Below are 12,715 nucleotides of genomic sequence, written 5' to 3'. Positions count from 1 at the left end.
CTGCGCGCGGGCGTCGCCGGGCCGCGCCGCGGCCGACGGCCCGCCCGCCGACGGAAGGAGACCCGTTGTCGTCCACCCTGCTCTCCCGTCGCGACCTGCGCTTCCTGCTGCACGACTGGCTGGAGGTGACCCGGCTGACCGAGCGGTCCCGCTACGCGGAGCACTCCCGGGAGACCTTCGACGCCGTGCTGGAGCTCGCCGAGCGGGTGGCCACCGAGCGGTTCGCCCCGCACAACCGGGCCGCCGACCTCGACGAGCCCACCTTCGACGGCCGCCGGGTGCACACCATCCCGCAGGTCAAGCAGGCCCTCGACGTGTTCGCCGAGACCGGCCTGCTGGCCGCCAGCATGGATGCCTCGATCGGCGGGATGCAGCTGCCGCACGTCGTGCGGGCCGCCTGCTTCGCCTGGTTCCAGGCCGCGAACATCGGCACCTCGGCGTACCCGTTCCTGACCCTGGGCAACGCCAACCTGCTGCTGGCGCACGGCAGCCCGGAGCAGGTCGACACCTGGGTCCGACCGATGCTGGAGGGCCGGTTCTTCGGCACCATGTGCCTGTCCGAGCCGCAGGCCGGCAGCTCGCTCGCCGACATCACCACCCGCGCCGAGCCGCAGGACGACGGCACGTACCGGCTGCACGGCACCAAGATGTGGATCTCCGGCGGCGACCACGAGCTGTCGGCGAACATCGTCCACCTCGTGCTCGCCCGGATCCCCGGCGGTCCGCCCGGGGTCAAGGGGCTCTCGCTGTTCATCGTCCCGAAGGTGCTGCTCGACGCCGACGGCGCGCTCGACGCGCGCAACGACGTGGTGCTGGTCGGCCTCAACCACAAGTTGGGCTACCGGGGCACCACCAACACGCTGCTGAACTTCGGCGAGGGCGTGCACCGGCCGGGCGGGCGCCCCGGCGCGGTCGGCTACCTGGTCGGCGAGCCGCACCAGGGCCTGGCGCAGATGTTCCACATGATGAACGAGGCCCGGATCGGGGTGGGCGCGGGCGCCACCGCCCTCGGCTACACCGGCTACCTGAAGTCGCTCGCGTACGCCCGCCAGCGGCCGCAGGGCCGCCCGCTCGCGGACAAGGACCCCGGCGCTCCCCAGGTGCCGATCGTCGCCCACCCGGACGTGCGGCGGATGCTGCTGGCGCAGAAGAGCTACGTGGAGGGCGCGCTGGCGCTGATCCTCTACTGCGGCCGGCTGCTCGACGAGGAGAAGACGGCACCGGAGGCGGCGGACCGGGAACGGGCGCGCCTGCTGCTGGACGTGCTCACCCCGATCGCGAAGAGTTGGCCGTCGCAGTGGTGCCTGGCCGCGAACGACCTGGCCATCCAGGTGCACGGGGGCTACGGCTACACCCGCGACTACGACGTCGAGCAGCACTGGCGGGACAACCGGCTCAACCCGATCCACGAGGGCACCCACGGCATCCAGGCGCTGGACCTGTTGGGCCGCAAGGTCACCATGCGCGACGGCGCCGGGCTGGCGCTGCTGGTCGAGACGGTCCGCGCCACGGTCACCCGGGCCTGGAAGGCCGAGGGCGAGGCCGCGGAGCTGGCCGCCCGGCTCGGCGCGGCGCTGGACCGGGTCACCCTGGTCACCCGGCGGCTGTGGAGCGCCGGGGACCCGGAGGTGGCGCTGGCCAACGCGAGCGTCTACCTGGAGGCGGTCGGCCACGTGGTGATCGCCTGGATGTGGCTGGAACAGCTGCTCGTCGTGGCGGCGGCCGGTGGCCCGGGCGACGGCCCGGACGCCGACCTGCACGCGGGCAAGCGGCAGGCCGCGCGCTACTTCTTCCGCTACGAACTGCCCCGCACCGGCCCCCAGTTCGACCTGCTGGACAGCCTCGACCGGACGACGCTGGAGATGCGCGACGGCTGGTTCTGAGCCGTCGCGCGGGCCAGGCCCCGGGGGCCGTCAGACGGCGGCGGCCCGCCTGTCCTTGCCAGGCATGAACCCCGGTGACACGACCGCCCCCACACCCGCCGGCCCGGTCTCAGCCGTCGGCGAGCAGCCGGTCGCGGACCTCCCGGCGCAGGACCTTGCCGATCTGGGAGCGGGGCAGGTCCTCGACCAGGACGACCCGTCGGGGCACCTTGTACGCGGTGAGGTGTCGCCGGCACGCCGTCCGGATGCCGGCCTCGTCGAGGCCGGAGTCCTCGTGCAGGACGACCGCCGCCACCACCTCCTCGCCGCCGTGCGCGCCGGGCAGGCCGACCGCCGCGGCGTCACGGACGCCGGGGACGCGGCGCAGGGCGTCCTCCACCTCGGACGGGTAGACGTTGAACCCGCCGGTGATGATCAGCTCCTTGATCCGGTCGACCACCGTGACGAAGCCGTCGTCGTCCATCACCACGATGTCCCCGGTACGCAGCCACCCGCCGGGCAGCAGCGCCGCCGCCGTCTCCTCCGGGCGCCGCCAGTACCCGGCGAACACCTGCGGCCCCCGGATCAGCAGTTCGCCCGGCTGACCCGGGTCGCGGTCGCGCGCGGGGTCCTCCGGGTCCACGATGCGGATCTCGGTGGACGGGAACGGCACCCCGACGGTGCCGGGCCGCCGGGCGGGGGAGACCGGGTTGCCCAGCGCCACCGGGGAGGTCTCGGTCATGCCGTAGCCCTCGACCAGCAGCCCGCCGGTGACGGACTCCCACACCTGCACCGTCGCCGGGGGCAGCGCCATGGCGCCGGAGATGGCGTACCGGGCGGAGGTCAGGTCCACCCCGCGTTCCCGGGCGGCGGTGGCCAGCTTCTCGTAGATCGGCGGGACGGCGGGCAGGAAGGTCGGCGGGCGGCGGCGCACCGCGTCCAGGGTCTGGTCGAGGTCGAAGCGGGGGAACAGCACCAGCGTGGCGCCGATGCCCACGGCGAAGGTGAGGCAGAGCGTCAGCCCGTACGCGTGGAACAGCGGCAGCACCCCGTACACCGTCTCCTCGCCGTCGCGCAGGCCCGGTACCCACGCGCGCCCCTGCGCCGCGTTGGCCCGCAGGTTGCGGTGGGTCAGGACGGCGCCCTTCGGGGTGCCGGTGGTGCCGCCGGTGTACTGCAGCAGCGCCGTGTCGTCCGGGCCGGGGGCGGGATGGTCGGCGGCGAGCGGCGGGGCCGCGGCGACCAGCCGCGCCCAGGACAGTGCCCCCGGCGCGGGCGCGGTCATCGCCGCCCGGGCGGCGCGCGCCCGGGGCAGGGGGAGCCGCAGCGCCCAGCGCTTGCGCCGGGGCAGCGCCCGGGTCAGATCCACCGCGACCACGGTCTCGACCGCCGTCGCGCCGGCGGTGCGGCGCACGAGGGGCGCCACCTTGTCCCAGACGACCGCGACCCGGGCGCCGTGGTCGGCGAGCTGGTGGGTGAGCTCCTGCTCGGTGTAGAGCGGGTTGTGCTCCACCACCACCGCGCCGAGGCGCAGCACGGCGTAGAAGGCCACGACGTGCTGCGGGCAGTTGGGCAGCGCCAGCGCCACCCGGTCGCCCCGGCCGACGCCGAGCCGGCGCAGGGCCTCCGCCGCCCGGCCCACCTGGCCGGCCAGGTCGGCGTACGTGGTGGTGGCGCCGAAGAAGTCGAGGGCGACCCGGGGACCGAACCGGCGGGCGGCGTCGCGCAGGAGGTCGACCAGCGACTCGTCGCACGGCGGGATGGTCGCCGGCACGTCGCGGGCGTAACTGCGCAGCCAGGGCCGCTCCGCACTCAGGTCCATGTCCGTCCTCCACACCTCGCGTCCCGTGGGCCTACTTCACGGTAACCTACGGTCGCGTAGGTATCGACCGGGTCCCCCGTGGACGGGCGCCGGCTCTACACTCCGACGATGCGGGATCGGCGGGTTGCGGCGCTCTGGTCGGTCTTCGTCCTGCTCGCCGCGGGGTCGTCGGCGCTCGTGACGCTCCGCCCGGACCGCCTCTCCGACCTGCACATCTACCGGGGCGCGCTGCTGCACCTGCACGCCGGCCTGCCCCTGTACGAGTTCGCGGCCGCGAACGGCGGGCCCTTCACCTACCCACCCTTCGCGGCCCTCGTGCTGTGGCCGGTCGCCGCCGTCCCCGAGGGCGTCGCGCAGGGCGTCTGGCTGGCGCTGACCTGCCTCGCCGTGGTGGCCATCGCGGTGCCGGTCGGTCGCCTGCTCGCCGAATCCGGGCGCCGGCGCTCCCTCGTCGTGCCGGCCGTCGCCTGCGCCCTCATGCTTTCCGCGCCGGTGCAGAGCAACCTCCGCTTCGGCCAGGTCAGCATCTTCATCGTGCTGCTCGCGCTGCTGGACGGCATGGGCGTCGTCCCGGCCCGGCTGCGGGGCGTGCTCGTCGGGGTGGCCGCCGCGATCAAGCTGACCCCGCTGCTGTTCGTGGTCTACTTCCTCGTCACCGGCCGCTACCGTGACGCCGGGCGGGCCGCGGCCACCTTCCTGGCCTGCGCCGCGCTCGGCGCGGCGATCCTGCCCGGGGCGAGCTGGACGTACTGGACCGAGGCGGTGCGCAACACTTCGCGGATCGGCAACCTGGCCTCGCTCGGCAACCAGTCGGTGCACGGCATGCTGCTCCGGCTGGGGCTCGACCAGGCGTCCCTGCCGCTGCTCTGGGCGGCCCTGGTGGCCGTCGTCTGCGGGGTGGCGCTGCTGCGGGCACGGCGGTTGGCCGCCCAGGGGCGGCCGGGCCACGCCGCCGTGCTCGTCGGGTGCGCCACCGTCGCCGCGTCGCCGGTGTCCTGGACCCACCACCAGATCTGGCCGGTGCTGGCGGCGATGCTGCTGGTCGGCGCCCAGGGCGTCGCCAGGCGGGTGGCCGGCGCCGCGCTGCTGGTGACGATGGTGGTCTCGCTGGGGGCCGTGCTCGCCCCGGTCTCGACCACCCCCGGGATCCAGTTCCTCTTCGAGAACGCCCGGGCCCTCGGCGTCGCGGTGCTCTGCCTGGCCGGGTTCGGCGGGGCGGCGCTGGCCGTGGCCGGCGCGGAGCGGCGGACCCCGGCGGCCCGTGGCTGGCTGCGGGTGGGCACCACCGCCGTGCTGGCCGTGGCGTTCTTCGCCGTGCAGCCCCTGCCGGCCGGCGCCGACCCGACGTTCAAGGCGTACACGCTCTCCGACGTCGACAACCCGCGCTACTTCTTCGTCTGTCGCGGCCCGGCGGAGTGCGTCGCGTACGGCACGGACGCCCCGGTCACCTTCGGCACCCGCCGGGAGAAGACAAAGGTCCGGGTCAACGGGGTGGTGTCGCCGGAGGTCGCCCGGCTGGAGTACCACTCTGCCCCCGGCGGCGCGCCCCGCGTCATCCCCCTGCTGGCGCCCCACCCGGGGCCCCGCACGTTCTCGTTCCGGTCGGCGACCATGACGCACGGCCGGCTGGTGGCGTACGCCGCCGACGGGCGACCGCTCGCCAGTTACGACGAGGAGCTGGCCGCCGCGCTCGACGTCACCGGCGCCCGGCGGAGTGGTGCATCGCCTGCCGCCCCTTGACCAGCGCCAGGACGACGACCGCGAGCAGCGCCACCGCACCGATGATCACCAGCCAGCGGACCGCCTCCAGGAGCAGCCCCAGCAGGACGAGCACGCCGGCGATGACGGCGACGACCCAGAGCATGGCTCGCATGTCCACCTCCCGTGACTCCCGGCCGCGCCGCGCGGCCCCCGCCCGCCTTCCCGGTCCGGTCCGTGGCATGCCGCCACAACGGCCGGAACCGCCCGGTGGCGGGGCGCCGCGCGGCCCCGGTCAGCGCCGGGCGACGTAGACAGTGTTCGCCGACTCCCCGCCGGTCAGCGGGTTGGCGAACGGGACGACGTGCGCCCGCGCGGTACGGAACACCGCGGCGAGCGACTCCTCGAACCCGGGATCCGGCGGGTCGTCCGACCAGAGGGCGAAGACCCCGTCCGGGTGCAGGTGGGCGGCGAGCCGGCGTAGGCCGTCCGGGGTGTAGAAGGCGGCGTGGCGAGGGTGCAGCACGTTGCGCGGCGAGTGGTCCACGTCGAGCAGCACGGCGTGGAACCGCCGCCCCGGCTCCCGCGGGTCGAAGCCGGTGCCGTCGGCGACGACGGCGAAGAAGTCGGCCCGCACGAAGCGGGTGCGCGGGTCGGCGGCCAGTCCGGCGGCGAAGGGCAGCAGCTCCCGGCGGTGCCAGTCGATGACGTCCTCGATCGCCTCCACCACCAGCAGCGAGGCGACCCGGTCGTCGGCGAGCGCGGTGCGGGCGGTGTAACCCAGGCCGAGGCCGCCGACGACCACGTCGAGGTCCTGCCCGGCCAGCGCGGCCAGCCCCAGCCGGGCCAGCTCGATCTCCGCCACCGGGAAGAGGCTGGACATCAGGAACTCGTCGTCGAGCTTGACCTCGTACACGTCCACGCCGAGCGACGGGTCGCGACGCCGCCGCAGGCTGATGAGCCCGATCGGGGTCTCCCGCCAGGCCAGTTCCTCGAATCGCACGCCCACGGGGCGGGATGCTACCCGGCGGCGCCCCGGCCGCCGGCCGCCGGCGCGCATTCCCGCCGCCCGGCGGGGTATGCGTGCGGCGTCGAGGGCCGCCGACCGGGGGCCGGACAGGGAGCGCGCACAATGGCGGAGATGCTGGCCGGACGGCTGCACCTGGCGGACCGGACGCTGCGGATGGAGCAGGTGGCGGTGCCGCAGCCGGAGCGCGGGCAGGTGCGGATCAGGGTCGTGGCGGCGGGGGTCTGCCTGTCCGACGTGCATCTGATCGACGGCACCCTCACCCCGCTCTACCTGCCCGGGGACGTGGTGACGCTGGGCCACGAGGTGGCCGGCGTCATCGACGCGCTCGGCGACGACGTCGAGGGGTGGGAGCCGGGCCAGCGGGTGCTGCTCCAGGCCGGGGAGCGGGACCGGCGCGGCACGGTGTTCACCCGGGGCGTGGACTACGACGGCGGCTGGGCCGAGTACGCCGTGGCCAACGAGGGCACGGTCGTGCCGATCCCGGACGACCTGCCGTTCGAGCAGGCCTGCATCATTCCCGACGCGGTCTCCACGCCGTGGGCGGCGGTGACGGAGACCGCGCGAACCCGGCCCGGCGAGGCGGTCGGGGTCTGGGGCGTGGGCGGCCTGGGCGCGCACGCCGTCCAGTTGCTCCGCCTGGTCGGCGCGGCTCCGGTGATCGCGGTGGAGCCGCTGGCGGCGGCGCGGGACCGGGCGACGACGCTGGGGGCCGACGCGGTGCTCGACCCGGCCGACCCCGCGTTCCGCGACGCCGTGCTGGCGCTGACGGACGGGCGGGGGCTGGACGTGGCGTTCGACTTCGCCGGGGTGACCGCCGTGCGCGAGCAGGCGCTGACGGTCCTCGGCCGCCGGGGCCGGCTGGTGCTCGCGGGAATCGCCAACAAGCCGGTCACCATCGCCTCGGACAGCCCGTTCAACTACTTCCAGCAGGCGGTGCTCGGTCACTACGGTTCGGAGCCCGAGCACGTCGTGCAGCTCGTCTCCCTGGCCCGGCAGCGGCGGCTCGACCTGAGCGCCTCGGTCAGCGACGTGCTGCCGCTGGGCGAGGCGGAGGAGGCGGTGCGGCGGGTGCACAGCAAGCAGGGCAACCCGATCCGGCTGATCCTGCGTCCCTGAGCGGCGCCGTCCGACGCCCCGCCCCCTCCGGCCGCTGACGCTTCGTGCCTCAGGCCGCCGGTGCGCCGCCCGGGGTGCGCCGGCCCGCGGTGCCGTCCCACTGCCAGGCCGTTCGTCGGGGCAGCCCGGGCAGCGCGGTCCGGCCGGTGCACCAGAGCAGGGTGTCCGAGGGGCGGTGCCCGGCCGGGGCGTCGGGGAACAGCCGGGCCACCGCGGCGGCGCTGGCCCGCTCCGGCAGCGCCCAGGTGAGGCCGAGCGCGCGGGTGATGTCGTACGTGTGCGCGGTCAGCTCGACGAGCCCCATCGCGGCGAACCCGGCCGGGTCGGAGGGCCCCCACGGGTGCCAGGCCCGCACGTGCTCGGCGCTGTGGCGGACCGTGGTGGCCAGCAGCGTCGCGGCGATCCCGATGCCCTCCAGGCAGGCGGGGATCTCGGCGTGCGGATCGAGGGCGGCGAAGAGGGTGACGTACCGGTCGGTGGGGCGGGCGATGAGCAGGCCCGCGTAGCCGACCACGCCCAGGGCCAGGTGGTCGAGGGTCTGGCGGCAGCTCCAGTCGAGGCCGGCGGCGGGGACCGACCAGTCCCGGTCGGCGCCGCCGGTCAGGACCGCCCGGCACTCGTCGGCGGTGGCGGAGACCAGCTCCGCCCAGGCCCGGGTGTCGCCGGGGAGCGCCGGCACGGTGCGCGCGGCCGTCGTGGGTGACGCCACGGTCACCTCGCCCCGGCCGACGGACGCAGGACGCTGACCAGGCTCGCGTAGCTGTCCGAGCCGTGGCCGTCGGCCTCGGCCTTCCGCATCATGGCCTTCAACAGCTCGGGCAGCGCGTTGTCGACGCCCCGGTCGGCGGCGGCGTGGATGAGGTGGTCGATGGCCGCGATCTGGATGTCGACCGTCGCGTCGTCGCCCGGGTACCGCCCGGCGTCCACCTGCGCGGCGTACCGGGTGAGGAAGGTGCCCACCGTGCCCAGCCAGCGGAGCGCGACCGGCGTGAAGTCGGCGGCTGGCGTCCCCTCCGCGCCGACCAGGGCCGCGCCGTGCAGCCAGCCGGTCATCGTCGACCACATCAGGCCGAGCAGCGCGACGTCGTAGAGCGAGGCCAGCCCCGGGTCGGCGCCCAGGTGCAGCGGGTCGCCCAGCGCCGCCAGGGTCGGCCGGTGGGTCGTGAAGACCTTCTCCGCGCCCCCGAAGAGGAACATCACCTCGGAGCTGCCGACCCCCGGCGGCGTGGTCATGATCGCGCCGTCGAGGTAGTCGATGCCGTGCGCGCCGGCCCAGGCGGCCGTGTCCCGGGCCTGCTCGGGCGAGCCGGAGGTGAGGTTGACCAGCGTCCTGCCGGCGAGCTGGTCGACGGTCGGGTCGAGGACGGCGTGCATCGCGGGGTAGTCCCGCAGGCAGGCGATGACGAGCGGGCTCGCGGCGACCGCCTCCTGGGGGGTGTCCGCCAGGCGGGCTCCCCGGTCCACCACCGCCCGGGCCTTCTCGGCGGAACGGTTCCAGACCGTGACCGGGTGGCCGCGTTCCACGAGCGCGCCGGCCAGCGCGGAGCCCATCTGGCCCAGCCCGATGACGGTCACCGGTGTGCGTCCGGCATCCATGCCACATCTCCTCGTGCGTCGGTGCTGCGTTGATCAGGTACGCGGCAACCCTCGCAGCGCGGGACGCGATCCGACAGTGACAGTGGAGTCGGCTATCACCAAATTCCTGCCATAGGATCGACGGCGTGGGCGTCCGATCTGTCGCCGTGGTGGTCGCCGAGCCGATCGGGCTCCCCTCGTGGGACCTCTACGAGCTCGCCATCCCCTGCACGGTCTTCGGCCAGCCGCAGCCCGACCTCGCCGACCCCTGGTACGAGCTGCGGCTGTGCGGGGCGGGTGCGGAGCGGGTCGACCGGCCGATGGAGTCCGGGTTCGTGCTGCGCAGCCCGTACGGGCTCGACGACCTGGTCGGCGCCGACACGGTGATCGTGCCGTCCGTGCCGGACTCCTGCGTCGAGGACGGCGAGCCGCTGCCGGTGGAGCTGGTCACGGCGCTGCGCCGGGCGTACGAGGCGGGCGCCCGGATGGTGTCGCTCTGCACCGGCGCCTTCGCCCTCGCCGAGGCGGGGCTGCTCGACGGCCGCCGCGCCACCGCCCACTGGATGCACACCGCGCAGCTCGCCGAGCGGTACCCCAGGGTCCAGGTCGACGACTCGGTGCTCTACGTCGACGAGGGCGACGTGCTGACCAGCGCGGGGCTGACCGCCGGGCTCGACCTGTGTCTCCACCTGGTCCGCCGGGACCTGGGCGCGCACGTCGCCAACCAGCTCGCCCGGCGGATGGTGGTGCCCGCCCACCGGCCGGGCGGCCAGGCACAGTTCATCGACCTGTCGGTGCCCGTCGAGGACGACGCGGGCCTGGCACCGGTGCTCGAGTGGGCCCGTGCCCACCTGGACCGCCCGCTGACGGTCGAGGACCTGGCGCGCCGGGCGGCGATGAGCCCCCGCACGTTCCACCGGCGTCTGCAGGCGGCCACCGGCTCGACCCCGTTGCGGTGGCTGCTCCACCAACGCCTGGCCCGGGCGCAGGGCCTGCTGGAGATGACCGACCTGCCGATGGAGAAGGTCGGGGAGTTGAGCGGGCTCGGCACGGCCAACAACCTGCGCCACCACTTCCTGAAGCACGTCGGGGTGTCGCCGCGCGAGCACCGGCGGGCCTTCTCGCGGACGGTGCGGCAGCCGCACGTCGACTGACCTGAGGACGTCGGAGGGCGGTCGCCCGGTGCCCGGTCCGACCGTGGGCATGGCCGGGTCGGCCCGGCAGCGATGGGCGTGACCCGGCGCCGGACCGCCGAACGGGGGCGACCGCCGGGCCGTCGGCCACGGCGCCGGCGACGCCGCTGTGGACCGTGCGGCCGGCGATCCACGAGGGACGAGACCTTGACGGCGCCACCTTGCTGGTGGCCGTACTCGGTCGGGTCACTCGTGGATCGCCGCGGCGGATCCCGCCGGTGTCGGTCGGTCCGGAGCCGGTGGGCACGCCGTCCGGTCACCAGGTGGCGTCAGAGCGCCGCGGGCTGCTCCGTGGCGGGCTTGGCGCCGTCCGCGAGCTTGAGCCAGACGACCCCTGCGATGATCACCGCCAGCCAGAACGCTCGGGTCGGGGTGAGTGATTCGTCGAAGAACACCGGACCGAGGACGGCCGCGCCGACGGCGCCGATGCCGGCCCAGACGGCGTAGCCGATCCCGACATCGATGTTCCGCAGGGCGACGCTGAGGCAGAAGAGGGTCAGGAGGAAGAAGACGACGGCGGAAACGGACCAGCCGAAGCGGGTGAATCCTTCGCTGCCTGCGACGCTGAGCGCGTAGCCGACCTCGAACGCTCCGGCCAGGAGCAGCACGAGCCAGGCGCCGGCCCTCGTGTTGTGCCGGGCATCTGTCGCGGTCATGGGATTGGTCCTTTCGATCGGGTCGATGGTGTGGACGAGGCCGGCGTGAGCGCCGACCGGTGGGTCACGCCGCTCCACTGAGCTGCAGTCCGACGACGCCGCCGATGACGACGAGGATGCCGAGGAGTTTCCTCACGTCCAGGCGCTGCCCGATGAACAGCGCGCCGACGACGACGATCCCGACCCCTGCCACGGAGGTCCAGAGCGCGTAACCGACGCCGACGTCGAAGGTCAGCAGCGCCAGGCTGAGGAAGAAGGTCGCGATCGCGCCACTGACGAGGGTCGCGACGGTCCACCACAGGTGGGTGAAGCCCTTCGCCTTGCTTGCCGAGAAGGCCACCGTGATCTCGAAGATGACGGCGACACCCAGGTAGAGCCAGTTCATGTCGTTCCTTTCGTTACCGAGGAGAAGGGGTGCCCGCGCCGTCCCGGCCCAGGAGGTGGAAGCGTTGGAACGGCTCCAGCGCCCCCGCGACGGGCAGGCGGTGCACGGGGATGGGCAGGGCTGAACGGTCGACCCGGAACGCGGGGTAGCTCCCGCGATAGTCGAATCCGTGCGCCGCGACGGTGTCGCTGTCCACGGCGACGTAGATTCGCCCGACCCGGTGGTCGAGGGCGAAGCGGTAGCACAGGCCGCACGGCTCGCCCGTCGCCAGCAGCCAGGTGCCCGTCAGGTCGCCGCCGTCGTGGTCGCGCAGAGCGGCCCGCATCGCGACGATCTCGGCGTGCGCGGTCGGATCTCCCGTTTCCCGTACGAGGTTGACCCCGGGCTCTGTGACGTAGCCGTCCTCGCCGACGAGCACGCCCACGAACGGCAGGCCGCCACCGTCGACGTGGCGGATGCCGAACTGCACCGCGTCCGTCATGAGCGAGGTCAGCGCCGCGTCGGTCCAGCTCACGGCAGTGCCTCCCGGCCGGCCGCCTCGTCCACGGCCTTCTTCAGGCGACCCGCGTCGAGCACTCCCGAATGGAGGCGACCGCCGATGCGGAAGCTGGGGACGCCGCGCACGCCCACCGAATCGGTCGCGTACCGCTGCTCGGCGAGTCGGCGGGAGCGTCGTTCCTCACTCGCCAACGCCCGTTCCACCTCGGATCGGTCGAGACCGACCGTGGCGCCGACCTCGACGATCACCCCGTCCTCGCCGATGTCCCGATCGTGCTGGAAGAACGCGCGGAACATCGCCGACGAGTACTCCCGCGCGACGCCGTGTTCCGCCGCCAGTTGCAGGGCCATGAACGCCTTGGCGGTGCGTGGCTGCGGGGAAACCGAGGGCAGGGCGATGTCCACGCCCAGCCGCCGGGCCATCGGGTAGACGGACGCGCGCCAGACCTGCGGCAGGTAGTCGTCCTCCGGCCTCAGCGTCGGCACCGGATCGGGTCGCAGTTCGAACGGCCGGACGACGACCTCGACGTCACGTTCGCGTTCCAGCTCCGCCACCGCGTCCTCGACGAGGAGGCAGTAGGGACACACGTAGTCCACGAACAACTCCACCGTCGTGCTCACTGTTCTCGCTCCTCTGCGGCGCTTGATTTGGCTGTACATGCATATATCGGGGTTGGGGCGGCATGGATGCGGCCCTCGAGGCCGCCGCACTAAAGTGCATGTGCATGCAAGTAACGTACCATGCTTCTGCGTCATGGCAAGCGCCCACCATGAATGCCGGTGGGACCGGCCGGTCGGCGAGGTGCTCCGGGTCGTCGTGCCGGGCCCGGAGCGCCGACGGCGCGGCCCGGGCGTGCGGGCGACCCGACCCGGCAGGCCG

13 protein-coding genes are annotated in these 12,715 nt (G+C 74.3%); 4 read left to right on the top strand and 9 right to left on the bottom strand.

From position 1 onward, the window contains the following. Positions 1-65 precede the first annotated feature (65 nt). Complete coding sequence (locus ACGF7U_RS26360; protein ID WP_393111042.1) at positions 66-1,883, top strand: acyl-CoA dehydrogenase; 1,818 nt, start codon at positions 66-68, stop codon at positions 1,881-1,883. 109 nt (positions 1,884-1,992) lie between these two features. Here ACGF7U_RS26360 and ACGF7U_RS26355 read toward each other — a convergent pair whose 3' ends face one another. Then, positions 1,993-3,684 carry a long-chain-fatty-acid--CoA ligase gene (locus tag ACGF7U_RS26355; RefSeq protein WP_393111040.1) on the bottom strand — a complete coding sequence of 564 codons (1,692 nt, stop codon included), beginning with the start codon at positions 3,682-3,684 and terminating at the stop codon, positions 1,993-1,995. A 108-nt stretch (positions 3,685-3,792) separates the two neighbouring features. Between ACGF7U_RS26355 and ACGF7U_RS26350 the strand changes: the two genes are divergently transcribed. Further along, a complete protein-coding gene (locus ACGF7U_RS26350; RefSeq protein ID WP_393111038.1) occupies positions 3,793-5,424 on the top strand; it encodes a glycosyltransferase 87 family protein in 1,632 nt (543 codons plus the stop codon). Here the strand turns inward: ACGF7U_RS26350 and ACGF7U_RS26345 are convergent. Together ACGF7U_RS26345 and ACGF7U_RS26340 are read right to left on the bottom strand one after the other, a co-directional pair. Next, the gene (locus ACGF7U_RS26345) at positions 5,381-5,557 is read right to left on the bottom strand and encodes a hypothetical protein (RefSeq protein ID WP_393111036.1); all 177 of its coding nucleotides are present in this window, start codon (positions 5,555-5,557) and stop codon (positions 5,381-5,383) included. The two genes, ACGF7U_RS26350 and ACGF7U_RS26345, sit on opposite strands and share 44 nt — an antisense overlap. 120 nt (positions 5,558-5,677) lie before the next feature. Beyond that, positions 5,678-6,391, bottom strand: coding sequence for a spermidine synthase (locus ACGF7U_RS26340; protein ID WP_393111034.1), 714 nt, complete (start codon positions 6,389-6,391; stop codon positions 5,678-5,680). Positions 6,392-6,514: 123 nt separating this feature from the next. Here ACGF7U_RS26340 and ACGF7U_RS26335 point away from each other — a divergent pair, with 123 nt between their 5' ends. Beyond that, complete coding sequence (locus tag ACGF7U_RS26335) at positions 6,515-7,528, top strand: zinc-binding dehydrogenase (RefSeq protein ID WP_393111032.1); 1,014 nt, start codon at positions 6,515-6,517, stop codon at positions 7,526-7,528. A gap of 49 nt (positions 7,529-7,577) precedes the next feature. Here the strand turns inward: ACGF7U_RS26335 and ACGF7U_RS26330 are convergent, their stop codons facing one another. Both ACGF7U_RS26330 and ACGF7U_RS26325 read right to left on the bottom strand, forming a co-directional pair. Beyond that, the gene (locus ACGF7U_RS26330; RefSeq protein ID WP_393111030.1) at positions 7,578-8,237 is read right to left on the bottom strand and encodes a hypothetical protein; all 660 of its coding nucleotides are present in this window, start codon (positions 8,235-8,237) and stop codon (positions 7,578-7,580) included. Positions 8,238-8,239: 2 nt separating this feature from the next. Next, positions 8,240-9,124 carry an NAD(P)-dependent oxidoreductase gene (locus tag ACGF7U_RS26325; protein WP_393111028.1) on the bottom strand — a complete coding sequence of 295 codons (885 nt, stop codon included), beginning with the start codon at positions 9,122-9,124 and terminating at the stop codon, positions 8,240-8,242. Positions 9,125-9,249: 125 nt separating this feature from the next. Here ACGF7U_RS26325 and ACGF7U_RS26320 point away from each other — a divergent pair, with 125 nt between their 5' ends. Beyond that, positions 9,250-10,257 (top strand): GlxA family transcriptional regulator, encoded by a 1,008-nt coding sequence (locus tag ACGF7U_RS26320; RefSeq protein WP_393111026.1) that lies wholly within the window; start codon positions 9,250-9,252, stop codon positions 10,255-10,257. Between the two features lie 308 nt (positions 10,258-10,565). Here the strand turns inward: ACGF7U_RS26320 and ACGF7U_RS26315 are convergent, their stop codons facing one another. From ACGF7U_RS26315 to ACGF7U_RS26300, 4 genes are all read right to left on the bottom strand, one after another. After that, positions 10,566-10,952 (bottom strand): DMT family transporter, encoded by a 387-nt coding sequence (locus ACGF7U_RS26315; RefSeq protein WP_393111024.1) that lies wholly within the window; start codon positions 10,950-10,952, stop codon positions 10,566-10,568. Positions 10,953-11,016: 64 nt separating this feature from the next. Further along, positions 11,017-11,337 (bottom strand): DMT family transporter, encoded by a 321-nt coding sequence (locus ACGF7U_RS26310; protein WP_393111022.1) that lies wholly within the window; start codon positions 11,335-11,337, stop codon positions 11,017-11,019. 13 nt (positions 11,338-11,350) lie between these two features. After that, positions 11,351-11,851 carry a nucleoside deaminase gene (locus ACGF7U_RS26305; RefSeq protein WP_393111020.1) on the bottom strand — a complete coding sequence of 167 codons (501 nt, stop codon included), beginning with the start codon at positions 11,849-11,851 and terminating at the stop codon, positions 11,351-11,353. Continuing rightward, positions 11,848-12,456 carry a DsbA family protein gene (locus tag ACGF7U_RS26300; RefSeq protein WP_393111018.1) on the bottom strand — a complete coding sequence of 203 codons (609 nt, stop codon included), beginning with the start codon at positions 12,454-12,456 and terminating at the stop codon, positions 11,848-11,850. The genes ACGF7U_RS26305 and ACGF7U_RS26300 overlap by 4 nt, the downstream gene beginning before the upstream one ends. Between the last annotated feature and the right edge of the window lie 259 nt (positions 12,457-12,715).

This window comes from Micromonospora sp. NPDC047670, from assembly GCF_043204915.1.
Classification (GTDB): domain Bacteria; phylum Actinomycetota; class Actinomycetes; order Mycobacteriales; family Micromonosporaceae; genus Micromonospora.
This window is presented reverse-complemented; position numbering and strand designations above follow the sequence as displayed.